At 62.0% G+C, this 24188-nt stretch carries 18 protein-coding genes, 1 tRNA gene, 2 rRNA genes and 1 pseudogene (1 of these 22 running past the window's edge); 10 read left to right on the plus strand and 12 right to left on the minus strand.

From position 1 onward, the window contains the following. Positions 1–20 precede the first annotated feature (20 nt). From ACJJVH_RS13370 to ACJJVH_RS13390, 5 genes are all read right to left on the minus strand, one after another. Positions 21–791 carry an anti-sigma factor family protein gene (locus tag ACJJVH_RS13370; RefSeq protein WP_112804253.1) on the minus strand — a complete coding sequence of 257 codons (771 nt, stop codon included), beginning with the start codon at positions 789–791 and terminating at the stop codon, positions 21–23. Further along, on the minus strand, positions 778–1317 hold the full coding sequence (locus tag ACJJVH_RS13375) for a sigma-70 family RNA polymerase sigma factor (RefSeq protein WP_112804252.1): 540 nt from the start codon (positions 1315–1317) through the stop codon (positions 778–780). The genes ACJJVH_RS13370 and ACJJVH_RS13375 overlap by 14 nt, the downstream gene beginning before the upstream one ends. A 64-nt stretch (positions 1318–1381) precedes the next feature. After that, on the minus strand, positions 1382–2305 hold the full coding sequence (locus ACJJVH_RS13380; protein ID WP_113372518.1) for a bestrophin family protein: 924 nt from the start codon (positions 2303–2305) through the stop codon (positions 1382–1384). A gap of 122 nt (positions 2306–2427) precedes the next feature. Then, complete coding sequence (gene msrA / locus ACJJVH_RS13385; RefSeq protein WP_412064130.1) at positions 2428–3180, minus strand: peptide-methionine (S)-S-oxide reductase MsrA; 753 nt, start codon at positions 3178–3180, stop codon at positions 2428–2430. Between the two features lie 119 nt (positions 3181–3299). Then, positions 3300–3509, minus strand: a complete 210-nt coding sequence (locus tag ACJJVH_RS13390; RefSeq protein WP_412064131.1) for a SlyX family protein — start codon at positions 3507–3509, stop codon at positions 3300–3302. A gap of 235 nt (positions 3510–3744) precedes the next feature. On the opposite strand from ACJJVH_RS13390, the gene ACJJVH_RS13395 reads away from it, so the two are divergent. The 5 genes from ACJJVH_RS13395 (at position 3745) to ACJJVH_RS13415 (ending at position 8891) form a co-directional block, all read left to right on the plus strand. Next, positions 3745–4581: a metallophosphoesterase family protein gene (locus tag ACJJVH_RS13395; protein WP_412064132.1), complete on the plus strand. Its 837-nt coding sequence runs from the start codon at positions 3745–3747 to the stop codon at positions 4579–4581. Then, complete coding sequence (locus ACJJVH_RS13400; RefSeq protein WP_412064133.1) at positions 4578–5741, plus strand: ABC transporter ATP-binding protein; 1164 nt, start codon at positions 4578–4580, stop codon at positions 5739–5741. Before ACJJVH_RS13395 ends, ACJJVH_RS13400 begins: the two co-directional genes overlap by 4 nt. Continuing rightward, positions 5734–6657, plus strand: coding sequence for a carbohydrate ABC transporter permease (locus ACJJVH_RS13405; RefSeq protein ID WP_113361340.1), 924 nt, complete (start codon positions 5734–5736; stop codon positions 6655–6657). The genes ACJJVH_RS13400 and ACJJVH_RS13405 overlap by 8 nt, the downstream gene beginning before the upstream one ends. Next, positions 6654–7490, plus strand: coding sequence for a carbohydrate ABC transporter permease (locus ACJJVH_RS13410; protein ID WP_113361338.1), 837 nt, complete (start codon positions 6654–6656; stop codon positions 7488–7490). The genes ACJJVH_RS13405 and ACJJVH_RS13410 overlap by 4 nt, the downstream gene beginning before the upstream one ends. A 135-nt stretch (positions 7491–7625) precedes the next feature. Beyond that, positions 7626–8891 carry an ABC transporter substrate-binding protein gene (locus ACJJVH_RS13415; protein WP_113372523.1) on the plus strand — a complete coding sequence of 422 codons (1266 nt, stop codon included), beginning with the start codon at positions 7626–7628 and terminating at the stop codon, positions 8889–8891. 70 nt (positions 8892–8961) lie between these two features. Here ACJJVH_RS13415 and ACJJVH_RS13420 read toward each other — a convergent pair whose 3' ends face one another. Further along, positions 8962–9945 (minus strand): substrate-binding domain-containing protein, encoded by a 984-nt coding sequence (locus ACJJVH_RS13420; RefSeq protein ID WP_112804243.1) that lies wholly within the window; start codon positions 9943–9945, stop codon positions 8962–8964. Between the two features lie 105 nt (positions 9946–10050). On the opposite strand from ACJJVH_RS13420, the gene ACJJVH_RS13425 reads away from it, so the two are divergent. Beyond that, the gene (locus ACJJVH_RS13425) at positions 10051–11073 is read left to right on the plus strand and encodes an FAD-dependent oxidoreductase (RefSeq protein ID WP_412064134.1); all 1023 of its coding nucleotides are present in this window, start codon (positions 10051–10053) and stop codon (positions 11071–11073) included. A 72-nt stretch (positions 11074–11145) separates the two neighbouring features. Here ACJJVH_RS13425 and ACJJVH_RS13430 read toward each other — a convergent pair. Beyond that, positions 11146–12731, minus strand: a pseudogene (locus ACJJVH_RS13430) (aldehyde dehydrogenase (NADP(+))). A 226-nt stretch (positions 12732–12957) separates the two neighbouring features. On the opposite strand from ACJJVH_RS13430, the gene ACJJVH_RS13435 reads away from it, so the two are divergent. Then, positions 12958–14457 (plus strand): mechanosensitive ion channel family protein, encoded by a 1500-nt coding sequence (locus ACJJVH_RS13435; RefSeq protein ID WP_113361329.1) that lies wholly within the window; start codon positions 12958–12960, stop codon positions 14455–14457. 6 nt (positions 14458–14463) lie between these two features. On the opposite strand, the gene ACJJVH_RS13440 is transcribed toward ACJJVH_RS13435, so the two are convergent. After that, positions 14464–15990 (minus strand): S10 family peptidase, encoded by a 1527-nt coding sequence (locus ACJJVH_RS13440; protein WP_412064135.1) that lies wholly within the window; start codon positions 15988–15990, stop codon positions 14464–14466. Positions 15991–16207: 217 nt separating this feature from the next. On the opposite strand from ACJJVH_RS13440, the gene ACJJVH_RS13445 reads away from it, so the two are divergent. Beyond that, positions 16208–16963 carry a dienelactone hydrolase family protein gene (locus ACJJVH_RS13445; protein WP_412064136.1) on the plus strand — a complete coding sequence of 252 codons (756 nt, stop codon included), beginning with the start codon at positions 16208–16210 and terminating at the stop codon, positions 16961–16963. Positions 16964–17070: 107 nt separating this feature from the next. Here the strand turns inward: ACJJVH_RS13445 and ACJJVH_RS13450 are convergent, their stop codons facing one another. Beyond that, positions 17071–17727, minus strand: a complete 657-nt coding sequence (locus ACJJVH_RS13450; RefSeq protein WP_412064137.1) for a cysteine hydrolase family protein — start codon at positions 17725–17727, stop codon at positions 17071–17073. Between the two features lie 247 nt (positions 17728–17974). On the opposite strand from ACJJVH_RS13450, the gene ACJJVH_RS13455 reads away from it, so the two are divergent. Further along, entirely contained in the window at positions 17975–18865 is an 891-nt protein-coding gene (locus ACJJVH_RS13455; protein WP_112804255.1) for an amino acid ABC transporter substrate-binding protein, read from the plus strand. 200 nt (positions 18866–19065) lie between these two features. Next, entirely contained in the window at positions 19066–21627 is a 2562-nt protein-coding gene (locus tag ACJJVH_RS13460) for a GcvT family protein (RefSeq protein ID WP_412064138.1), read from the plus strand. A gap of 366 nt (positions 21628–21993) precedes the next feature. Here the strand turns inward: ACJJVH_RS13460 and ACJJVH_RS13465 are convergent. The 3 genes from ACJJVH_RS13465 to ACJJVH_RS13475 all read right to left on the minus strand — a co-directional run. Then, positions 21994–22070 (minus strand) — tRNA-Met (locus tag ACJJVH_RS13465). A 326-nt stretch (positions 22071–22396) separates the two neighbouring features. Then, positions 22397–22511: ribosomal RNA gene (gene rrf / locus ACJJVH_RS13470) — 5S ribosomal RNA — on the minus strand. A 192-nt stretch (positions 22512–22703) separates the two neighbouring features. Further along, positions 22704–24188, minus strand: a 23S ribosomal RNA gene (locus ACJJVH_RS13475) (it continues 1404 nt past the right edge of the window).

The following is a 24188-nucleotide window of genomic DNA, read 5'->3' on the forward strand; positions in this document are numbered from 1 at the left end:
TCGTTCTCCTTTAATCCAAACTAGTAGAGGCTGCGGGCAAGCTTCCGGGCGTCGCCATCGAGCTCCCCAGCCTTGCCGTCGCCGATCAGCGCATAGGCGACTTCACCGATCTGCCAGTAGGCAGCCTGGACTCCATCACGCTTGATGTGGCTGACCTCCTGGACGGCGAAATTGCCCGGACGAACGGCAAAAAGTGACAAATGCCCCTCCTTGCCGGCATCGACCATCATTTCGATGCTCGGGCCGAACTCGGACGGATAGATCTGCGCATCCGTGACGCGCCAGCCGCCCGGCAGATCCGGCAATACGATTGCCGTCGATGCGCGGATTTCCTCCGGATTGTAATTTGCGGGCGCCGCCTGCGGCTTCATCTCTTCGCGCACCGTGGTCGTCCTGTAGGCACGCACCGCATCGTCGACGAATGCCGGCGCCGGCACGGACGCGTTGACCTCGCTCGCCGTGAAGGCGCCGAAGGACGTATGCGCGACCCATCCGGTCGTCACCAGCACGGCAACGGCGGCGACGCGCTGGAACGACCCCAGCATGCGGCCATAAACCAGTCCGCGCTCCAGCCGCCGGGCGGCTTCCCGCGTTTCGGCCCGGACCACATGGCCTTCCCCGGCCAGCGCCATGCGCAGCTCGCCGCGGATGCTCATATCGGCCATTACCTTGGCGGCGATCTCCGGATGTTCCGAGAGATAGGATTCCACCTCGACACGGCGCGCCAGCGTAAGCTCGCCATCGACGTAAGCGTCGAGATCGGTGTCGATGATCGGATCAACGATTTTCATTGCCGCCTCCCTCGATCAGCCGCAGATGGGAAACCTTGGAGGTCGCCTCTTCGAAATGTCTCAGGCTCGCCCTTGCCCGCGCAATGCGGGACATCAGCGTGCCGACCGGAATGCCGAGCGCGGATGCCGCCTCCTGATAGGAGAGGTCCTCGATCGCCACCAGATGCAGCGCCTCGCGCTGCTCCTCAGGCAGATTGAAAAAGGCGTCGCGAACCTGGCTCAGACGCACCGTATGGTCCTGCGACGCGGGCAGCGCCGTTTCCAGATCGGCAGCCGCCTCTTCATGGCGGCGGTTCAGCGACTTCTTCTGGCGCAGGCGGTCGATATGCACATTGTGCAGGATCGACAGCAGCCATGTGCGCAGGTTGCCGCCGTGCCGGAAGGACGCCTTGCGCTCGTAAGCCTTGACCAGCGCATCATGCACCAGGTCCTCGGCCTCGTCCGCATTGCGCACGAGCGAGCGGGCATAACGTCTCAGCGAACCGAGCTGCCCCAAAACATCGAATGTGCGTCCTTTGCGTTCCATACACCTATATACGGAAGCACTCCGGATTCTATTCCATCGCCCGACGAATATTTTTGCAGATTTTTTACATCAGCAGGAAATCTTTGGGCTGCGGCAGCGGCGGCAGGTTCTTTTCGCCGAGCGCTTCGCGCAGGTTGATCTCGATCGTATCGGCTAGGGCGCCGATGGCGAGCGCATTGGGGCGCCGCCCGAACGGATCTTCCAGCTCGTCGCCCAACGCATCGAGACCGAAGAAGGTATAGGCGATCAGGGCCGTCACGAAAGGAGAACCCCAGCCGAGCGTATCGACATAGCCGAAGGGCAGCAGAAAGCAGAAAAGATAGGCGGTGCGGTGCAGCAGCAGCGTATAGCCGAACGGCAGCGGCGTGTTGCGGATGCGCTCGCAGGCGGCCTGGGCCGCACCCATCTGGCCGATCGTGATATCCAGCATCTGATACTGGATATCCGAAATCGCACCCGACGCCTTCAGCCGCGCGAGATCGGCAGACATCAGCCGCAGAATAAGGTCGGGCCGGTTCTGGGCGGCATGATAGAATTCGGCTTCGCTTGGCGTCAGCAGGCGCAGCACCTTGCCTTCGTCGCTGCCGGGCCGCAGAAGACAGACCAGCGCCTGCGCAAAAGCCATGGTCAGGCGCAGCAGGTTCTTGCGCGCCTCGACGCCCATTTCGCCGGAGCCCTCCAGCACCAGCGTCTGCCGGGCAAAACTGCGCGCGAGCTGGACAAGCTGCCCCCAGTCGCGGCGCCCCTCCCACCAGCGGTCGTAGCAGGCATTGTTGCGGAAGCCGAGAAAGATCGACAGCGCGATGCCGAGCAGAGACAGCGCCGAGCCGTTGAAGGAGACGATGAGATGCGGCTTCTCCTCATGCCCCCAGACGATGAGGGCCGACAGCAGGAAGATGGCGATGATCTGCGGCAGGATGCGCCGGATGATCGAGCCGCGAACGATAAAGAAAAGCTGGAAAAGATTCGGCCGGTCGCGGACGATCATGACGGAACGCACTCTCGATGAATGTCTGGTGAGGCAGCAATACACCAGACGCGCCGGGAGTAACGAGCATTTCTTGCAAGGCGGCAGTGACCGGCGGACATCCCTCGCCGGTCACAGGACCGTCAGTTCGCGCTTGCGCTCGCCGTCACCAGGACCGGATCGGCGCGATAATCCTTGGGGAAGAGATGTTGGAGGCTCTTCACCTTCGGCAGGTCGTTGATGACGATATAGGGATAGGTCGGATGGGTCGTCAGGAAATCCTGATGATAGTCCTCGGCCGCATAGAATTGACGGGCCGGTTCGATCTTGGTGACAACAGCCGCATCGAACACCTTGGCGTGATTGAGCTGATCGATATAGGCGCGGGCGATATCGGCCTGCGACTGGCTGGTCGGGAAGATGGCCGAGCGATATTGCGTGCCGCTGTCCGGCCCCTGATAGTTCAGCTCGGTCGGATCATGCGCGACGGAGAAGTAGATCTGCAGCAGGTGCCCATAGCTGATCTTGTGCGGATCGAAGACGATGCGCACGGATTCGGCGTGGCCGGTATCGCCCGTGCTCACCATTTCATAATGAGCCGTACCCTTGTTGCCGCCGGCATAGCCTGACGTTGCGCTGATGACGCCGTTGACATGCTGGAACACGCCCTGCACGCCCCAGAAGCAGCCGCCGGCAAGCACCACCGTTTCCGTCCCCGCCGAAGCCGCCTTTTCGTCCAGGCCCGGCGGGGGAATGACGCGCGCATCCTCGGCCGAAGCACGGCCGACAAATTGCAGCGCGACGCCGCCAAGCAATACCGCAGCCGCCGTGAGGCCGGCAAAACGGGTGAGGCGCGCCGAATAAATGCGGATCATGTCTGTCGATAAAGTCTTCATGATGATTTCCTCTCGACCGAGATCTAAAGCTCCGGTCACAAGGAAATACGGGAAGACAGGCCCTTTTGTTACACACGCCCGCGTGAAACACCGAAACGTGAACGAGGCACTGGAAAGGATCAGTAATGCGGCGGCCTGGTAATGGCCGGCGCGTCGAGCGACTGCTCCTCCAGCGTCAGGAAGCGCTCCGTCAGCCGATCGAGCTTCTGTCGGGTCTGCTCGACGACCTTCCATTGCTCCGCGAGCTGGTCGGACAGCTCCTCGATGGTCTTCGCCTGGTGGGCGACCATTTCCTCGAGCTTGATGATACGGTTCTGTTCGTCTGACATATCTGATCCCTTTCGCAACGATCTATAGCACCGATGCAGCCGCGTACAGTGCTTCAATTCGGCATGACGCAGGCGCCGGCGCCGTTTGACGGCGGTGTGACAAAACTGAAAAACAGCTGAAAAGACCCGTTACCTAACTGACATGGGCGCCTTCTAAAGAGAGCGCAGAGACGCGCCGGTTTTGAAGGCAATCCCTTTGCCGGCGCACCCTTTCTGCAGACCTCGGAGAAGCGCCTTGAAGATCATCCAGATCACCGACACCCATTTGAGCCCCAGCAAGCCGCATTTCAACGGCAACTGGCAGCCGCTGGCGAAATGGATCGAGGCAAGCGGCACCGATCTCGTCGTCCATACCGGGGATCTCAGTGTCGACGGTGCCGACAGGGACGAGGATCTGATCTTCTCCATGGAGATGATGCGGCAGGTTTCCGTGCCGATGCTGATCGTGCCCGGCAATCACGATGTCGGCCACCTGCCCGGCTCCCATCAGCCCGTCAATCCCGAGCGGCTGGACCGCTGGCGCCGCCTCGTCGGTCCGGACTACTGGGCGAAAGACGTCGACGACTGGCGTCTCATCGGCCTCAACAGCCTGCTGATGGGCTTCGAGGATGGCGAAGAGCAGAAGCAGTTCGACTGGCTGCAGGACATGCTCGAAAGCCGGGGCGACCGCCGCGTCGCCATTTTCGCCCACAAGCCGCTCTTCGTCGATGCGCCGGACGAGGGCGATACCGGTTACTGGAGCGTGCGCCCGGCGCAGCGCCGCCGGCTCTATGATCTGATCGCAGCCCACGACGTCGCCCTGTTCGGCAGCGGCCACCTGCACTGGACCTGGGAAGGCCGGTTCAACGATACCAATCTGGTCTGGGCACCGCCCGGCGCCTTCATCCTCGACAAGATGGAACGCGAGATGCCCGGCGAACGGCTGATCGGCGCCGCCGTCCACGAGCTTGGCGAGACCGTCTCGACCGAACTCGTCGCCGTTCCCGGCATGACCGCTTACTTCCTCGACGACGTCGTGATGGAAGTCTATCCGCTGGCGGCTCCGAAAGCTCAGAAGGAGCCGACGCAATGAGCGCGCTCTCGCTTCGCGGCATCGCCAAGTCATTCGGCGGCAACGCCATCCTCAAGGGTGTCAATCTCGACGTCGAACCCGGCGAGTTCATCGCCCTCGTCGGCCCGTCCGGCTGCGGCAAGAGCACGCTGCTGCGCATCCTCGCGGGGCTCGACCATGCCGACAGCGGCGAAATCGTCCTCGGCGGCAGCGACGTTTCCGGCGTTGCGGCGGCAGACCGCAACATCGCCATGGTCTTCCAGTCCTACGCGCTTTATCCGCATCTGACGGCCTCCGAAAACATCGCCGTGCCGCTTGCCATGCGCCGTCTATCGCGCGCGCAGCGCCTGCCCTTCATCGGCTCGCTGATCCCCGGCCAGCGTGCCGCCCGCAGCGGCATCGTCCGCGACGTCCGCGAAATGGCGGTCTCGCTGAAGATCGACCACCTGCTCGACCGCAAGCCCGGCCAGATGTCGGGCGGCCAGCGTCAGCGCGTGGCGCTTGCCCGCGCCATGGTGCGCCGCCCCAGCGTCTTCCTCATGGACGAGCCGCTTTCCAATCTCGACGCCAATCTCCGCGTGCATGCGCGCGGCGAGATCGTCGACCTGCATCGCCGCGCCGGCGTTCCGACGGTGTATGTCACCCACGACCAGGCCGAAGCGCTGTCGATGGCCGATCGCGTCGCCGTCATGATCGGCGGACGGCTGCTGCAGCTCGCCTCGCCGCAGACGATCTACGACGATCCCGCCCATGTCGAGGTCGCACGCTTCGTCGGTCAGCCGCGCATCAACCTTTTGCCGGCGCTGGCCGAAAACGGCATCGTCGCCTTCGGCGGCATCCGGCTCGCGCTGGAAGACGGCAGCTTTGCCGGCAACACCATCACGCTCGGCATCCGGCCGGAATTCGTGCGCCTCACTCAAGGCCGTCAGGATGCACTTGCCGCCCGCATCGAGCGCATGGAGTTCCTCGGCTCCGAAGTCATCCTCCATGCCAGGCTCGACGCCATCGGTGAGACCATGATCGTCAAGCTCACGCCCGCCGAGGCCACCGGACTCGCCGCCGGCACGCCCGTCGCGCTGACGCTTGCGCCGGAGCAGGCCATGGTCTTTGCCGAAGACGGCCGCCGTCTGCGCGCCTCTCCGCTTACCGTGGACGCCACGCGGGAGAAGGCGCATGGCTAGTATTGCCGCCACATCCCTGCCGATGCGGACGGCGGCGGCACGCGAGCGCAGCGAAGCCCGCACGGCGCTGCTCTTCGCCCTGCCCGCCATCATTCTCATCCTGCTGTTCATCCTGGTGCCGATCGTCGCCGTCGTCGTGCTCGGCTTCACGGATTTCCAGCTCGGCGACAAAAGCCTGCGCTTCGTCGCTTTCGAAAATTACGCGCACCTGCTGCGCGACCGTGCCTTCATGAAATCGCTCTGGAACACGACGGTCTATACGGCGATCGTCGCGCCCGTCTCGATCGTGCTCGGCCTCGGCGTCGCGCTGCTGATCGAGAGCGAGGGCATCGGCCGCAGCTTCTTCCGCACGGCCTACTTCCTACCCGTCGCCTCGCTGATCGTCGCGATGGCGACCGTCTGGCAATATCTCTTCCATCCCACCATCGGCCCGATCAATGCGCTGCTGGCCGAAATCGGCGTGCGCGGTCCGAACTGGCTCGGCTCCTCGGCCACAGCCCTCTACAGCCTGTCGATCATCGGCGTCTGGCAGTCGGTCGGCTTCAACATGGTGCTGTTTCTGGCCGGCCTCACCGCCATTCCGCGCGAGCTCTATGCCGCCGCCGAAGTCGACGGCGCGAAATCGGCCTGGGACCGCTTCTGGCTCGTCACCTGGCCGATGCTCGGGCCGACGACGCTCTTCGTCACCACGATCAGCATCATCAACGCCGTGAAGGTCTTCGACACCGTCAAGGCATTGACCGACGGCGGGCCGAACCACGCCTCGGAAGTCCTGCTCTTCACCATCTACCAGGAAGGCTTCGTCTATCTGCGGGTCGGCTATGCCTCGGCGATGACCACGGTCTTTCTCGCCATTCTCGTGGTGCTGACCTTCCTGCAATATCGCGTCCAGGACCGACAGGTGCACTACACATGACCTCCACAGGCTTCACCCCCGGCCGCGCCTTGCGCCTTGCCGTCCTCATCTTCGGCACGCTCGTCTTCCTGGCGCCCTACATCTTCATGATCTCGACGGCCGGCAAGGCGCAGGACGATATCTTCACCTCGGCGCTGAAGCTGATCCCGACGCATTTCTTCTACGTCGAGAACATCACCAAGGCGCTGAGCAAGGTGTCGATGGGCACGCTGCTGTTCAACGGCGTCGTCGTCTGCGGCCTGATCTTCTTCTTCCAGGTGCTGATCGCCATTCCCTGCGCCTATGCCATGGCCAAGCTGAAGTTCCCGGCCGCGCGCACCATGATGGTGCTGGTCATGCTCGGCCTGCTGATCCCGATCCACGCGACGGCGCTGCCGCTCTATGTCGGCTTCAGCAGCCTGTCGCTCCTGAACAGCTACACGGCTCTGGTCGCGCCCTTCTCGATCTCGGTCTTCGCGATCTTCATGTTCCTGCAGTTCTTCCGCGCCATGCCGGACGATCTGATCCACGCCGCCCGCCTCGACGGCATGTCGGAACTCGGCATCGTCGCCCGCGTCATCGTGCCGAACGCCTGGCCGGCGGTCACGGCCTTCGCGATCTTCTCGGTCGTCGCCCACTGGAACGACCTCTACTGGCCGCTGATCGTCATCAGCAAGCAGGACTACGCTACGCCGCCGCTGGGCCTCATGTATTTCCGCGCCGCCGAAGCTGGCGACGACTACGGCGCGCTCATGGCAGCGACCCTCATCATCACCCTTCCCCTCGTCGCCGTATTCCTTCTCGCACAGAAGCGCTTCGTCGAGGGCATCACCATGACCGGTCTCAAAGGCTGACCGGTTCGCCTGGAGCGGATGATTCCGGATCGGTCCCGAATCTGAATTCGCTCTGGAATCAAGGAAGTAGCGCATGATGTCGTCCGAAAACCGCTTATGCTTTTTCGGCATCATGCTCGAACAGGAGAACGAGCGATGAAGCATATCACCCAGATTCTCGCCGCCGCGGCCATTTCGATGGTCGTGTCGGTTCCGGCCTATGCCGAGACGACCCTGACGGTTCACTATCCCATGCCGGGCTTCTTCAAGGACGTGATGGACACGATCTCGAAGAAGTTCATGGAAGAAAATCCCGATATCAAGATCCAGTTCGCCGCTCCTTCGGCCACCTACGAGGAAGGCATCCAGACCATCCTTCGCCAGGCCGGCACGAGCGAGATGCCCGATGTCACCTTCATCGGCCTCAACCGCCTGCGCATGATGGACGAGCGCAACGTCGCCGTCGATCTCGGGCCGCTCGTCCAGAAGGACGGCAACATGGCCGAACAGGGCTTCTCCGATACGATCCTGAAGCTCGCCCAGGTCAAGGGCAAGCAGGTCGGCCTCGCCTTCGCGACCTCGAACCCGATCATGTACTACAATGCCGATCTGGTGAAAGCTGCCGGCGGCGACCCCGACAACCCGCCGAAAACCTGGGATGAAGTCATCGCGCTCGCCGGCAAGATCAAGGCACTCGGCAACGGCGTCGACGGCATCGACTTCCGCTGGCAGGGCGACGACTGGATGTTCTCCGCCCTCCTCTTCGGCGCCGGCGGCAAGATGCTGAGCGACGACGAGACCAAGGTTGCCTTCAACGGTCCCGAGGGGCAGAAGGCCGTCGACATGATCGAGCGCATGGTCAAGGAAGGCGGCATGCCGGTCTTTACCAAGGCTGCCGGCGAACAGGCCTTCGCGGCCGGCAAGGTCGGCTTCGAATTCCAGACGACCGGCGCGCTCATCAACACCATCAAGAACGTCGGCACCAAGTTCGACCTGCGCACCGCCAAGATTCCGCTGATCGACCCGGTCAACGGCCGCCTTCCCACAGGCGGCAACGCCGTCGTCATTCTGACGCATGATCCGGCCAAGGAAGAGGCAGCCTGGAAATTCGCCAAGTTCGCCGCCGGCCCCTATGGCGCATCGGTCGTCGTTCCCGGCACCGGCTACGTCCCGAACAACGAACTCGCCGCCAAGTCTCCGGAATATCTCGGCGACTTCTACAAGAAGAACCCGTTGTTCCAGGCCAGCCTGAACCAGATGTCGCTCATGATCCCCTGGTATGCCTTCCCCGGCTCCAACGGCGTCAGGGTCACGCAGACCATCGTCGACAACCTCTCGCGCATCGTCGACGGCTCGGCCACGCCGAAGGAAGCCCTCGACGACGCCGCTGCCGACGTCGAAGGGATGCTGCCGCGCAGCTGATCTTTCGGCCCGACCTGAAAATATCGCGCCGCTTCCCGAGGGAGGCGGCGTTTTCATGTGCAGGGATGCATCAGGGTCGAATCGTGAGATTGCGCACCGTTCCGCCTGAGCGCAGCCGGTAGGGCACCGTCAGGTGGCGCGGCGGCGCGGCATTTTCCGCCATGTCGAGCAGCAGCGAGGCGGCCGCCGCCCCCATGGTCCCATCCGGTATCTCCACCGTCGTCAGCGAAACCTCCGCCAAAAAGCCGAGGGAGATGCCGTCGAAGCCGGCAACCGAGATATCGCGCGGGATCGAAAGACCCTGGCGTCGAAGCGCGCCCATCACCCCAAGCGCCAGAAGATCGTTGGAAGCGATGATCGCCGTCGGCCGCAGACGCGAAACCGCGTCCGAAAGATCGAGCTGTTCCAGGCTGCCGACGAAGGAAATCTCCAGCGCGTCGAGAGGCGGCTGCCCTGCCGCTTCCATGGCCCTGAGATAACCGAGATAGCGCAGTTTCGCCCGATCCGATGCCGAGAAATGACCCGATATGAACAGGATGCGACGATGCCCCTTCTGCAGGAGATGATCGGTCAGGTCCCGCCCCGCACCGAAATTGTCGGTCGCGACGGCGGCGGCGAAACGCGTGGTCGGCAGGTTGCCGAGCAGCACGGTCGGCGGCAGCGCGGAGGATAGGGCAAGGCTTCGTTCTGGGTCGCAGACGGTGAGGATGAGGCCGGTCGGCTGCTGCTGGAGAAGCAAGGCGACGGCATCGGCCTCCTGCGCCGGATCGTAGTTCGACTGCGCGATCAGCACGCTATGGCCGGCATGAAGCGCCCTGTGCTGGATACTGGAAAGCGAAGCCGCAAAGACCGGATTGGTGATGCTGGGAATGAGAACGCCGATCGCCGGCCGCGCATGGCCGTTGCGGTTGCCTGCCCTATAGCCGAGCTCCGCCGCCGCCCGGCGCACGCGGCGTACCATCTCGTCGCTCACCGGACCGTTGCGGTTCAGCACCCGGCTGGCGGTCGCGACCGAGCAACCGGCACGAAAGGCGATCTGCTGGAGCGTCGACATGATATCAATCACCTCCGGCTTCGGGTGTCAGGCACAGGCTTCGAAAGCCTGCCGGGATGGCGAGGATTTATATCAGCCCGATGACACTTATTTGACGGAGCCCGAGTGCCGACCTCTGCCGCCCGCAATTCGGCGGCTCTAGGACGCATCCTCCTCGGCGACGATCCGGCCCAGATTCTGATTCAGGCGGCGCATCAGCCGGACCAGCGTCTCGACTTCATCATCGCTGAAGCCGGCCAATTGGCGCTGCGCCGTGCCGGTCTCTACGAAAACTTCCTGAAGATCGCTCGTTACGAAGACCAGGGGAGCCAGCTCTACGACAAGGACGGCACGCTCATCTTTGCCGATGACGGCGCCGATGAATCCGACAGGCCGGAAGTGGACCGCACCGCATTGCGGCAGATGCTGCTTGCCTCGTTGCCGGCGGAAATGATCCGCTGGGACCACCGCCTGCATACAGTGCGTCCGCTCGACAACGGCACATACGAACTGGTCCTCGAAAGCGGCACCGCCGGCCCCTTCGATCTCGTCGTCGGTGCCGATGGCAGCTGGTCCAGGGTGAGGCCGCTGGTGTCCTCCTACCGCCCGCAATATAACGGCATCACCTTCATCGAATTCGGCATTGATGACGTCGATAAGAGTCATCCAGAACTCGCAGCCCTGGTCGGCCGCGGCAAGATCGGCGTCGAGGCCGATGGACGCGGCCTGATCGTCCAGCGCAATGGCAATGCCCATCTGCGCGGCTACGCGATTTTTCGCCTGATCGAAGCCGGCAACGACCACATCGTGCCTCGGCCGATCCATGCACTGCCGGTCGGCCATCACTGGCAGAACCGCCTCGGCATCACGCTTCTCGGCGACGCCGCGCATGTCATGTCGCCTTTTGGCGGCGAAGGCGTGAACGCCGCAATGCTAGACGCGGCCGAACTTGCCCGCCAGCTTCTTGAAAACGAAGACTGGAAAGTCGCCGTCAAAACCTATGAGGCGGAAATGTTCGATTGTGTCATCGAGCCGGCCGAGCATGCTGCGGAAGCCGTCGCCACAGAACTCTCCTATCTCGGAGCGGAACTCACCCTTCAGCATTGCCAGGCGCATCTCGACGCCCGTCTTCAGGGCTCGGCTGCCTAGTATCGCGCAAAAGAGAAGCGGGCCAAAATGGCCCGCTTCGGAAATTGTAGCCTATTGCACAGGAGCAGCCGCTCAGCTGCCCTTGCGCACGCCATCGAGAAGGTGCGGCAGCGACCTGACGCCAGCATCGCGAAGCTCGGCCGGCAGCAGCCCTTCGGGCAGATCCTGATAGGAGACCGGCCGCAGGAAGCGGCGGATGGCGAGCGTGCCGACCGATGTCGTGCGGCTGTCCGACGTTGCCGGGAAAGGCCCGCCATGCACCATGGCATGAGAGACTTCGACGCCGGTCGGCCAGCCATTGGCAAGAATACGCCCGGCCTTGCGCTCCAGCACCGGCACCAGCTTGGCAGCCGTGGCATAGTCATCCGTTTCGATCTGCAAGGTCGCGGTGAGCTGGCCCTCGAGCTTCTCCGCAACCGCGATCATCTGGTCGATATCCTTGCAGCGCACCAGAAGGCTCGCGGCACCGAAAACCTCGTGTCCCAAACGCTCGTCGGCAAGAAACTGCTCGACATCCGTCTCGAAAAAGATGCCGGGACTGCGATTGACGCCTTCGGCCTGCGCGCCATGAGCGACGGTCTTGACCGCCTCATGTTCGGCCAGTGCCGCCACACCCTTGTCGAAGGCGGCGTGAATGCCCGGCGTCAGCATCGGCGCCGGCGCGCGGCCGGTGAGAGCATCGCCGGCTGCCTGAACGAACCGGTCGAGATCGGGGCTTTCAATCGCGAAAAGCAGGCCGGGATTGGTGCAGAACTGGCCTGCACCGAGCGTCAGGGAATCGATGAAACCCGTGCCGATCGCCTCGGCGCGCGCGGCAAGCGCTGCCGGGAAAAGGAAGACCGGGTTGACGCTGCTCATCTCGGCATAAACGGGGATCGGCTCGGGCCGGTCGCGGCAATCGCGCCGAGCGCCATGCCACCGCCGCGCGAGCCGGTGAAGCCGACAGCCTTGATGCGGGGATCGCGCACCAGCGCGGCGCCGGTCTCGTTGGCGCCGGTCAAAAGCGAGAATGTGCCTTCCGGCAGGCCGCAGGCAGCAACGGCGGCGCGAATGGCCCTTCCCACGAGTTCGCCGGTGCCCGGATGGGCAAGATGCCCCTTGACGACGACCGGGCAGCCCGCGGCAAGCGCCGACGCCGTATCCCCGCCGGCGACCGAGAAGGCGAGCGGGAAATTGCTGGCACCGAAGACAGCGACCGGACCGAGCGGGATCTGGCGCAGGCGCAGGTCCGGCCGCGGCAGCGGCTTGCGCTCCGGCAATGCCGGATCGACGCGCAGATCGAGCCACTCGCCGGCACGAACCACCTGCGCGAACAGCCGAAGCTGGCCGACGGTGCGGGCGCGCTCGCCCTGCAGACGCGCCGCCGGCAGGCCGGTCTCTTGCGTCGCCCGGTCGATCAGCGCATCGCCGATTTCCACGATGTTGTCGGCAATCTTTTCGAGAAATGCCGCGCGCCGCTCGGGGCTGGTCGCACGGTAGACATCGAACGCCTGCGCCGCCAGTTCGCAGGCCTTTGCCACATCGGCTTCACCGGCAATGGCAAAGGCCGGTTCCAGATCGGCACCCGTCGCCGGATTGATGGCGCGCGCGGTTCTGTTCTCTCCGGTCGAATCCGCGCCGATCAGCAAATCGCCGCTAATTACAAAAGACTGTGTCATGGATATTCCTTGATGATGTCGGAGCGCGAAGCTCGGCGCCCCCGAAAGCAGATAGCAGGATGGGATGACACATGTAAGATGATAATCGTCATCTAATTATCAAGCCGCAAGCCGGAAGATTGAACAACCCGCCAGTCCTTGCCCTTGTTTCGTCCCCATATGGCGTCGCGGCCTCTTTCGTGCCAATTTAGCATCCATCCGAAAGACCGCGTGCGGCCAGGCTCCCATGACCATTGCCCTTCTTGGTGATCCGATCGTCCAGTTCTGTATCCTGGTTGTCGTCGGCACATTCATAAGCCGCGTCATGCTGCGCCGCCAGCGTGCGGGGCGCCTGATCGGCCAGATCGTGTTCTTCGTCTCCCTGACGGTGCTGCTGCTCTACCACGGCATCGTACCCTACGAGCCGAGCCCGCCGCAGGTGTCGGTGGCGCTGCGTACCTTTACCGGCTTTGCCAAGATCGTCTGGTGGGTCAACGGCGCCTGGGTGCTGATCGCCTTCGTGCGCCTTTTCCTGATTTTCGAGCGCAAGCCCCGCGAGGGCCGGCTCCTGCAGGATCTGGTTGTCGGCATCATCTATCTCGGCACCATTCTCTCCATCGTCGGCGATGTTTTCAGCGTCCCGATCGGCACCTTGATCGCCACGTCGGGCGTTTTCGCCATCATTCTCGGCCTTGCGCTGCAAAGCACGTTAAGCGACGTCTTTTCCGGTATCGCCCTCAATCTCGGCCGCCCCTACTCGGTCGGCGACTGGATCGTGCTGGACAACGACGTCCAGGGCCGTGTGGTCGAGACCAACTGGCGTGCGACGCAATTGCTGAGCGGCACCAACGACCTCGTCGTCATCCCCAACAGCGTGCTGGCCAAGTCCCGGATTACCAATTACTCGTCGCCCGACGAGAGCCATGGCGTCACCGTCAATGTGAGGATTCAGCCGACGACCCAGCCAAGCATTGTCGCCGATGTGATGCAGAAAGTGTTGATCAGCTGCAATTTCATCCAGAAGACGCCCGAGCCTTCGGTTGCCATCGATTCCATGGACGAACAGGCGATCGAGTTGCAGCTTTCCTTCCGCGTGCGCGACATGTCGCAGACGACCGCCGCCAGGAACGAGATCTACGATCTGCTCTATCGCCACGTCAAAGCGGCCGGTCTCAGGCTCGCCGGCCCTCCCGGAACGATCGCCATTCCGACGGAACACAAGGGCGAGGACGCCGGCGGACAGCAAGGCCCCGGCACGCCATGGCGCCTGCTCAACAACATCCCTCTCTTCTCCTCGCTGACCGAAGACGAAAAAGAGCATCTGGCAACGCACATGCAGCGCCGCACCTACCACAAGGATGCCATCATCGCCGAGCAGGACGCACGGCTGCGCGCCCTGACCATCGTGCGGTCCGGGGTCGTCAGCGTCACCCGCCGCGAGGGCCATCGCCAGATCGAACTGACCCGGCTCGCTCCCGGCGACTATTTTGGCGAAAACGGCCTGCTGATGGGCAGCGGCGAAGTCGGAACCATTCGCGCCCTGACCTTTGTCGTCACCTACGAAATCGGCGAGGATTGCCTGTCGCCGCTGCTGCACGACAGGCCCGCCCTTGCCGAAGAACTGGGTGCGATCATGGCCAAGCGCATCGAGGCAGAGCGGCACATGTTTGCCAATGCCGACATGCTGGTCAACGGCTCGCCCGTCTCGACATTGAGTTCACGCATCAAGCACCTGTTTCAGCTGTAGCCGCGATCAATTCGACTTTATCGGCGGCGGGACCTGGGCCTGTCCGGCGTAAAACGCCTTGGCATCCGTCGTGAACCGGTCGCGCGATGCCGGCCGCGTGTAGAACATGTGACCGCCGCGGTAGAGCTTCAGTGCCACCCGGTCGGCAAAGGCCGGCGGCATGTGGTCGAGCACATATTTGTTGACGCCGAAGGGGATAACGAGATCGCTATAGCCCTGTCCCACCATCAGCCGGAAGGACGGCGACAACGACAGCAGTTCCTTGAGATCGTCGGTAACCCCGGCCGTCAGCCGCGAGCCGCCATTTCGTCCGCCCCATTTCCATTCCCTGTTCACCGATGTCGACAGCAGCGAATAGGTCATGTCGGTGCGAAAGCCCAGCTCATCGCGGGCATAGCTCGAAAACATGCCGCCATAGGCCCGGACGAAACCGTCCAGAACCGGGTCGCCGCCATGCTCGGCCTCGGAACGGGGGTAAGGATCGGGGGCGAGGAAGGACGCGTCGTAGGCGCTGGCCACATCGCTGCCGCCGCCGTCGACATGCTTTTGATAGACGTCGCCCAGAAAGCCCTGGTTTCTGGCGACGACATCCTCGGGGATGCCGGTCAGCTTCGCCACCCGATCGTAGAAGGCGCCGCCTGCGTCGCCCGAAGGCGGCGCCCCGGCAAGGACAGGCAGATACTCGTTCAGGGCGAAGGTCTCGGCGTCCTGGACTGCTTTTTCGCTGAAGGCATTTTTCCGTTCCAGTTCGGCTGCGGCCAGCGAAGGCAGCTTGAGAGCGGCACCGAATGCATCTTCATCGCCGCCGAAGACCAGCCGCCCCTCCAGCAAGGGGGAGAGCATGACGATGCCGGAAATCAGAATGCCCTGATCCTCGCGCAGGCTGTTGGCGACTTTCACCGAGCGGAAGCCCCCATAGCTTTCCCCGAGAATATATTTCGGCGATGCCGCCCGGCTGTTATGGGCGACATAGAGGGTGATCGCCTTGGCCAGGCTTTCGGCATCGCCGCCCACGCTGTAGAAATCATTCTGGTCATCCGGCTTTGCCGTACGGCTCCAGCCGGTGCCGATCGGATCGATCAGCACGAGATCGGTGAATTCGAGCCAGCTTTGCGGATTGTCGACCAGCCTGGCATTGGCGCCATCGCGGCCATCCGCCCCGAAATCCACGATACGCGGCCCGACGAGCCCAAGGTTGAGAAACGCCGATGCGGCGCCCGGCCCGCCATTGAAGACGAAGGTCACGGGCCGGTTCGCATCCCGGTTCTTTGCGACATAGGCGGTATAGAAGATCGCCGCGCTGCGCTGCCCGTCCTGACCGAAGAGATCGAGCGTGCCGGCCGTCGCCGTGTAGGGGATGGCCTTGCCGTCCGCATTCAGCACATGATCGCTCACTGCGTCCGGCGGCAGGAGCGAGAGCACGCCGCTGCCGGCGGGCGCGCCATGCCCCTGTTCCGAAGGGGCAGCGGATGCGGATGCGGACAACAGCGAAAAAGCCAGCACCAGGCCGGGAACCATCTGGCGAAAAGACATGAAATCGTATCCTCCAAAGGTCCGTCGAATAGAGGCTCTTGCCGGCGATACTATGTCATGGAAGACCCTTGCCGAAACTCAAGAGATGTTGATCGGCGGATCATCGATCCCTGCCCCTTTTGAGGAAACATGCTCTTGAGAGCCTGCGGGCCGTTTGTCAAAGTGCCGGGCAGCGGCAGAAACACGCGCCGATAAGAAGATCGCAAGGGATTCGACGATGAAGCAGGAAATCGACATCAAGACGGCCGACGGGACTGCCAAAGCCGCCCTCTTCCGCCCCGACAACGGCGCATCCGCCGAACGCGGCATAATCCTCTACATGGATGCCATGGGGCCGCGTGCAGCGCTGGACGGCATGGCGCAGCGGCTGGCGGATGCCGGCTACATCGTGCTGCTGCCCGATCTCTTCTATCGCTTCGGCGCCTACGGCCCCTTCGACGGCAATTCCTTCGGCAATCCGGCGTCCCGAGAGACGATCATGACGATGCTGCGCGGCACGACCCAGGGCATGACCAGGGCCGACAGCGCCGCCTTTCTCGACACGCTGGCCGCCGCCGGCGCCAAGGGGCCGGTGGGCGTCGTCGGATATTGCATGGGCGGAGGCCGCGCCCTGACCGCAGCCGCCGCCTATCCCGATCGCATCGCCGCTGCCGCGAGCTTTCACGGCGGCAATCTGGCAAGCGACGCGGAAGACAGCCCACATCGCCTCGCCGCCGATATCAAGGCGCGCGTCTATGTCGGTGTCGCCGGTGTCGACAACAACTTCCCGCCCGAACAATCGGCCCGTCTCGCCGAAGCGCTTCGCTCCGGCGGGGTCGATCACATCGTCGAAAATTATGTCGGCATGGCGCATGGATGGACCGTGCCCGATCACGGCGTCCATGACCCAGCCGGAGCCGAACGACACTGGAAACGGCTGCTGAACCTGTTCGACGAAGCCTTCGCCGAGTGCAATTCCAGGAAAAGTGCATAGCGGTTTTCCATCCGGAATTGCGTAAGAACAAAAGGATAGAGCGTTTTCGCAATTCGAGGAAAAGCGAAAACGCCAGCCAAACCGGATATCCCGTCATCCGGCAGTCGTCAGAACTTGATCCTGTCGATGCTGGTCAGCGTCGTCTTCTGCGATACGCCGGGCGCATTGACCATGTGCCAGGCCACATATTGTTCGCCATAGAGCTCGGTGGACGACATGCCGTCGACGGGGAGCACGATGTTCATGCCGTTGAGGGCCGCATCCGTCGCCGTGTCGAGCACCGCGCCCTCCGAGGCCGTGCCTGTCACGATGACGGTCTTGATGCCCTTGTCGGAGAGAATGCTGCGCAGGTTGGTGTCGATGAACTTGTCCGGTCCGGATTTGACGATGGGCTCGCTTGCCAAAGGCGCCAACGCCGTTGCGATATCCTGCGGCTCGCCGACGCCGGCCAGGCTGAAGACGACAAGCATCTCCTTGGCACGCGCCCGATCGAGCAACGCTTTGACCTTGGGCACGGAGGCAAGGCAACGCGGCTTGGTATTCTTGTTGCATGGCCCCTTGGACGGATCCTGCGCACCGTTGAAATCGAGGATCAGCAACGCAGTCGTCTTCGGATCGACCGTAACCGGCTTCAGCTCCGGCGGAGCCGGCGGCTTCACCTGATGCCACTCGTTGATGATCGTCTGTGCCGATGCCATCGACGTGGGGGCGAGGCTGAAGGCCGCACAAAAAATGGCACAGGCGCCGCCGGCGGCAAGACCCATCCTCCGCGCTTTCCCGCCTGTCTTTCCGATCGAGTTCCTCTCCTGCATCGACGTCCCCTTGGGTTGACGGTGGTAGAAGAGAGATAGGCCATAAATCGCGACGAGGCATCGAAACTCTTCGTGAAGTTTCCGCCACCCCTGCTCGATGGAAGGCGATCCGGGACAATCCGCCGTTGACAAAAGCCTGTCAGACCATAATCTGCGGCGGCCTTTAAGGTCGCCCATTTTTCTTTCGGAGATCAGAATCATGCTGGCGAATTGCGTGAGACGACTGGTTCTGGCTGGCATTGTCCTCGGCATGTCGGCCTATGCTGCTACCGCCGCGCAGACGCTCGATCTCATTGCGCAAAGAGGCGCTATCCGCATCGGCTATATCAGCGACGAGGCGCCTTTCTCCTTCAAGAAAAAGGACGGCACTCCGGCGGGCTATGCCATCGACCTATGCGGCAGGATTGCCGATTCCGTGGCAAGCAAGGTCGCCAATCTGAAGCGGGACTACGTCGAAACCACTCTGGCCGACGGCTTCGATGCGGTAAAGAGCGGCCAGGTCGACCTTCTCTGCGGCGCGCTGACCATCAATCTCGGCAGGCGCCAGAACGTCGATTTCTCGCAGCCCATCTTCCTGACCGGCGCAAGCGCCCTCCTGCGCAAGGACTCGCCCGATTATCTGATGATGCTTTTCCTCGACAGGATGCCGACGCAGGTTTCAGCCAGACAGGCATCGGCAACGAGCACGATCGGCGTTCGCGCCGACACGACGACGGGCGCGACGCTGCGGGAAGCACTGGGACCCGACATACCGAAAACGCGAATCGCGGATTTCGCCACGCATCAGGATGGCTTGAACGCGCTCGAAAACCACAAGATCGATGCCTATTTCGCCGATCGCGCGCTGCTTTTCGACCTGGCGTCGCATGCACACAAGCCATCCGCGCTGGTGATCGGCAACCGCCTCTTCACGCACGAACCTTATGGCATCGCGCTTCGCAAGGACGATTCCGCTTTCCGCCTGCTCGTCGATCAAACGCTGACCGAAACCTTCCAATCGGATGATTTCGCCAAACTGTTGACGACCTATTTCGGCGAGGAAGGCCCGATCCTGCGCCGCGAGATCATGATGCAATCCATCCCGCGATAGGACGGCAGCAGCTTACTGGCCGCGATAGCGTCGCCTTTGCGACATCGTGGTTTGACATTCGCCGCAGCGAACCCTCCTTTTTCCGATCCGGATGGCATTGCGGTGGTCGTGCAAGCAACTTGATTATGTCGTAGACAGGCTCTGGTCGCGGTCGCACTCATCATAAAATCCCTCACCAATATCAATCAGGGTCGCACGAAATGGCAGTATTTCCTCAAAAGGCGAAGGTCGTCATCATCGGACTCGGCGGTATCGTCGGCGCATCGATCGCCCATCATCTGATCGAACGCGGCTGGGACGATATTGTCGGCATCGACAAATCCGGCATCCCCACGGATATCGGCTCGACGGCGCACGCATCCGACTTCTGCTACACGACCAGCCATGATTTCCTGTCCTGCTGGACGACCCTCTACTCCATCGATTTCTACGATAAGCTCGGCCACTATGCCCGCGTCGGCGGCCTCGAGGTCGCGCGCGTCGACGACGATGACCGCATGGCGGAAATCAGGCGCAAGGTCACATCCGGCAAGGCTTTCGGCACGAACGTCCGCCTGGTCGAGCCCGCCGAGATCAAGGAGAAATTCCCGCTGATCGAGGAAAGCATGGTCCAGGGCGGCATGTGGGACCCGGATGCCGGCCTCGTCATTCCCCGTTCGCAAACCGTTGCCGGCAAGCTGATCGAACAGGGCGAAAAGAGCGGCAAGCTGCAATCCTTCGCCAATACGCCGGCCCAGTCGCTGATTGTCAAGGACGGCCGCATCTCCGGCGTCGTCACTCATCGCGGCACGATCGAAGCCGAGTATGTCATCGTCTGCGCCGGCCTCTGGGGCCGCCTGATCGCCGAGATGGTCGGCGAAGACCTGCCGGTCATGCCGGTCGACCACCCGCTGACCTTCTTCGGCCCCTACAACGAGTTTGCCAACACGGGCAAGGAAATCGGCTTCCCGCTGATGCGCGACCAGGGCAACTCCGCCTATATGCGCGACACCGGCGATCCGAAGACCGCCGAAGGCGGCCAGATCGAATGGGGTTACTACGAAGAGAAGAACCCGCGCCTCTGCCATCCGCGCGATCTCCTCGAAAAGCACGAGGCTCGCCTTTCGCCCTCTCAGCGCGATCTCGACATGGAACAGATCCTCGAGCCGCTGGAACGCGCCATGGAACTGACGCCGATCCTCGGCGAGCTCGGCTACAACGAAGGTCATTCCTTCAACGGCCTCCTGCAGGTGACGACCGATGGCGGCCCGTCCGTCGGCGAAAGCCAGAAGATCCGCGGTCTCTGGTATTGCGTCGCCATCTGGGTCAAGGACGGCCCCGGCTTCGGCAAGCTCGTCGCCGACTGGATGACCGACGGCCGCACGCCGATCGACCATAACAGGATCGACTATTCCCGCTTCTACCCGCATATGCTGGAAGAGAAATTCATCGAGGGCCGCTGCACCGAGGCTGCCCAGAAGATCTACAATCCCGCCGTCCATCCGCGCGAACCCTATGCGACCGGCCGCAACGTCCGCCGCTCGCCCTTCTGGGAGCGCGAAAAGGAACTCGGCGGCTATTTCATGGAGCTCGGCGGCTGGGAGCGTGCCCACGGCTATGCCGCCAACGAGCACCTGCTTGAAAAATACGGCGACCGCGTGCCGGTGCGCGAGAACGAGTGGGACAACCGCCATTTCTGGCGCGTCTCCAATGCCGAGCACCTGGCGCTCAGCGAGGATTGCGGCATCATCAATCTCTCGCATTTCGCCATGTACGACATCGAAGGCCCCGATCATGTCGAACTGCTGGAATGGCTCTGCGCCGCCAGGATCGGCGGCGATGCCAATATCGGCAAGGGCATCTACACCCACTTCCTCGACGACGAAGGCATGGTGCGCGCCGATTTCACGGTGATCCGCATGGCCGACCGCTGCCGCCTGATCGACGGCGCCGATGCCGGCCCGCGCGATTTCCACTACATGCGCCGCGTTGCCGAGGACAAGGGTTTCGACGTCACCATCACCGATGTCACCGAACGCTATGTTACCATCGGCATCTGGGGACCGAATGCCCGCACCAATCTGCAGAAGGTGGTCGAGAATCCGGAAAGCCTGTCGCACGAAAACTTCCCCTTCGCCGCCATCAAGCAGATCCGCATCGCCGGCAAGAACGTCACCGCATTCCGCATCTCCTATGTCGGCGAACAGGGCTGGGAACTGCATATGGCCTATGACGACGCTCTCGCTGTCTGGGATGCGTTGCGCTCGACGGGCGCCATCGCCGTCGGCGTCGAGACCTATGCCAATAGCCGCCGCATGGAAAAGAGCCTGCGCCTGCAAAATGCCGACCTGCTGACGGAATATAATCTGCTGGAAGCCGATCTTGCCCGCCCGAAGGTCAAGGAGGCCGATTTCCGCGGCAAGGCCAGGCATCTGGAATATCGCGCCCGCGACCATCAGCCCGCGATGCTCTGCACGCTCATCGTGACCGACAATATCGATTCCAACGGCGTGGCCCGTTACCCGGTCGGCATCCTGCCGGTCATGGACCCCGAAACCGGCGAAACCCTGGTCGACGAGCTTGGCCGCCGCTCCTTCACCACCTCGATTGCCTACGGTCCGACCATCGGCAAGAACATCGCGCTGGCCTACCTCCCCTGGTCCCATGCCCAGGAGGGCCGCAAGCTGAAGGTGGAATATTTCGGCGAAACCTACCCGGTGGAAGTCGTCGGCGTCGGCTACAAGCCGCTCTACGATACGGAGAATTTGAAGCCGAGAAGCTGATCGCTCTGCTGTTCAGGACCAATCCATCAGCCGCCCGCCTGATCTCCAGGCGGGCGCTTTTTCCGCAATACGGGCATCCGCAATGCCCGGCTGCGGCCCTGTAGATAAGTCACGGAATTGACGGGTCCGGAACTGATCGTGACGGTTCATGTTGGTTCACAGCGTCTGATGGCGAGCCTTCCGGCGAGTTGCGGGCTGGCGGTGGGGGACGTGTTGCGGCTGGGTTTGGGCTGTGGGGTTCATGTATTCGATCGTGGCAGCGGCCTGCGATGCGGGTGAGTTCTGCGGGATTTTCTGGATATGGAACAGCAAGGAGCCCGGTTGCGGGATTGTTGCTGGATATTGGCTTTGAGATTGGGGAAGATTTGGTTGCGGGGGCAGGATTTGAACCTGCGGCCTTCAGGTTATGAGCCTGACGAGCTACCGGGCTGCTCCACCCCGCGTCACCAGCGCAAATCCGGAGGATTTGTCGCGAGTAGCAAGCCGGCGTAGCCGACTTGCGTCATCCGAGCAAATTGCTTTAGCAATTTGTCTCGTGTTCATTAGGCACCCTTTTTCAGGGGGCCACCAGCGTAAGCCGCGTTGCGTCCTATCGCTTGTTTCCCTTGCCCTCTATTTCAGGTGCGCAAGGGGAGAACTTCTTGCTTTCAGAAGCGACAAAGGCCGCATGAGCGGCCTATTGCAACACGGCCGAGCCGTTATTCGATCAGAGAAGATTTATGCGAGGCATAAACCGCTTACGCGATTTAGCCTGAGTTGCGATTAGCAGACCTGGCAGCGACCTACTCTCCCGCGTCTTAAGACGAAGTACCATGGGCGCAGGGGCGTTTCACGGCCGTGTTCGGAAAGGGAACGGGTGCAGCCACCCCGCCATAACCACCAGGTCGGCAAAGCGCAACTTCAGGCCAAACCTTGCGGATTTGGCCCGATTTGAGAAGCTGGTGAGACTAGACGTCTCGTTTTGTCTATTTGAACACGTCTTTGGATTGCTCATGCCGCATGAATGCTTTCGCATTCAGCGGGGGATAGGCATGAATGCTTTCGCATTCAGCCTGAGATGAGCACTGGCAATGGGAACGATCAAGCCAATCGAGCTATTAGTACCGGTAAGCTTCATGCGTTGCCGCACTTCCACACCCGGCCTATCAACGTGGTCGTCTTCCACGGCTCTGATAGGGAACACTCGTTTCCAGGTTGGTTTCCCGCTTAGATGCCTTCAGCGGTTATCCATTCCATATATAGCTACCCTGCTATGCCCTTGGCAGGACAACAGGTCCACCAGAGATATGTCCATCCCGGTCCTCTCGTACTAGGGACAGATCCTGTCAATATTCCTACACCCACGGCAGATAGGGACCGAACTGTCTCACGACGTTCTGAACCCAGCTCACGTACCGCTTTAATTGGCGAACAGCCAAACCCTTGGGACCTGCTCCAGCCCCAGGATGCGATGAGCCGACATCGAGGTGCCAAACAACCCCGTCGATATGGACTCTTGGGGGTCATCAGCCTGTTATCCCCGGCGTACCTTTTATCCGTTGAGCGATGGCCCTTCCACGCGGGACCACCGGATCACTATGACCGACTTTCGTCTCTGCTCGACTTGTCAGTCTCGCAGTCAGGCGGGCTTATGCCATTGCACTCGACGACCGATTTCCGACCGGTCTGAGCCCACCATCGCGCGCCTCCGTTACTCTTTCGGAGGCGACCGCCCCAGTCAAACTACCCACCATACACTGTCCCGGATCCGGATGACGGACCGCGGTTAGACATCCATGACGATAAGGGTGGTATTTCAAGGATGGCTCCACAAGAACTGGCGTCCCTGCTTCAAAGCCTACCACCTATCCTACACATGCCGACACGAATGCCAGTGTAAAGCTATAGTAAAGGTGCACGGGGTCTTTCCGTCTGACCGCAGGAACCCCGCATCTTCACGGGGAATTCAATTTCACTGAGTCTATGTTGGAGACAGCGGGGAAGTCGTTACGCCATTCGTGCAGGTCGGAACTTACCCGACAAGGAATTTCGCTACCTTAGGACCGTTATAGTTACGGCCGCCGTTTACTGGGGCTTCGATTCAGAGCTTGCACCCCTCCTCTTAACCTTCCAGCACCGGGCAGGCGTCAGACCCTATACGTCGTCTTGCGACTTCGCAGAGCCCTGTGTTTTTGGTAAACAGTCGCTACCCCCTGGTCTGTGCCACCCTCACATGCTTGCGCACATAAGGGTCACGCTTCTTCCGAAGTTACGCGTGCAATTTGCCGAGTTCCTTCAACATAGTTCTCTCAAGCGCCTTGGTATACTCTACCTGACCACCTGTGTCGGTTTCGGGTACGGTCTGTACGGTGGAGCTATTTCCTGGAACCGCGTCCCCGCCCACACAATCCAATAAGTGTGAACAAGTTAAGCAATCCGTCACTTCCACCAGGCCCACGAATATTAACGTGGTTCCCATCGACTACGCGTGTCCGCCTCGTCTTAGGGGCCGGCTAACCCTGCTCAGATTAACTTTAAGCAGGAACCCTTGGTCTTTCGGCGAGAGGGTCTCTCACCCTCTT

This window comes from Rhizobium sp. SYY.PMSO (genome assembly GCF_046840415.1).
Taxonomy (GTDB): domain Bacteria; phylum Pseudomonadota; class Alphaproteobacteria; order Rhizobiales; family Rhizobiaceae; genus Rhizobium.

Excerpts from the sequence above, each read along its gene's own strand:
- ACJJVH_RS13370 (WP_112804253.1), bottom strand. The coding sequence starts at position 791 with ATGAAAATCGTTGATCCGATCATCGACACCGATCTCGACGCTTACGTC.
- ACJJVH_RS13375 (WP_112804252.1), bottom strand. The coding sequence starts at position 1,317 with ATGGAACGCAAAGGACGCACATTCGATGTTTTGGGGCAGCTCGGTTCG.
- ACJJVH_RS13380 (WP_113372518.1), bottom strand. The coding sequence starts at position 2,305 with ATGATCGTCCGCGACCGGCCGAATCTTTTCCAGCTTTTCTTTATCGTT.
- msrA (WP_412064130.1), bottom strand. The coding sequence starts at position 3,180 with ATGAAGACTTTATCGACAGACATGATCCGCATTTATTCGGCGCGCCTC.
- ACJJVH_RS13390 (WP_412064131.1), bottom strand. The coding sequence starts at position 3,509 with ATGTCAGACGAACAGAACCGTATCATCAAGCTCGAGGAAATGGTCGCC.
- ACJJVH_RS13400 (WP_412064133.1), top strand. The coding sequence starts at position 4,578 with ATGAGCGCGCTCTCGCTTCGCGGCATCGCCAAGTCATTCGGCGGCAAC.
- ACJJVH_RS13405 (WP_113361340.1), top strand. The coding sequence starts at position 5,734 with ATGGCTAGTATTGCCGCCACATCCCTGCCGATGCGGACGGCGGCGGCA.
- ACJJVH_RS13410 (WP_113361338.1), top strand. The coding sequence starts at position 6,654 with ATGACCTCCACAGGCTTCACCCCCGGCCGCGCCTTGCGCCTTGCCGTC.
- ACJJVH_RS13415 (WP_113372523.1), top strand. The coding sequence starts at position 7,626 with ATGAAGCATATCACCCAGATTCTCGCCGCCGCGGCCATTTCGATGGTC.
- ACJJVH_RS13420 (WP_112804243.1), bottom strand. The coding sequence starts at position 9,945 with ATGTCGACGCTCCAGCAGATCGCCTTTCGTGCCGGTTGCTCGGTCGCG.
- ACJJVH_RS13435 (WP_113361329.1), top strand. The coding sequence starts at position 12,958 with ATGACCATTGCCCTTCTTGGTGATCCGATCGTCCAGTTCTGTATCCTG.
- ACJJVH_RS13440 (WP_412064135.1), bottom strand. The coding sequence starts at position 15,990 with ATGTCTTTTCGCCAGATGGTTCCCGGCCTGGTGCTGGCTTTTTCGCTG.
- ACJJVH_RS13445 (WP_412064136.1), top strand. The coding sequence starts at position 16,208 with ATGAAGCAGGAAATCGACATCAAGACGGCCGACGGGACTGCCAAAGCC.
- ACJJVH_RS13450 (WP_412064137.1), bottom strand. The coding sequence starts at position 17,727 with ATGGGTCTTGCCGCCGGCGGCGCCTGTGCCATTTTTTGTGCGGCCTTC.
- ACJJVH_RS13455 (WP_112804255.1), top strand. The coding sequence starts at position 17,975 with ATGCTGGCGAATTGCGTGAGACGACTGGTTCTGGCTGGCATTGTCCTC.
- ACJJVH_RS13460 (WP_412064138.1), top strand. The coding sequence starts at position 19,066 with ATGGCAGTATTTCCTCAAAAGGCGAAGGTCGTCATCATCGGACTCGGC.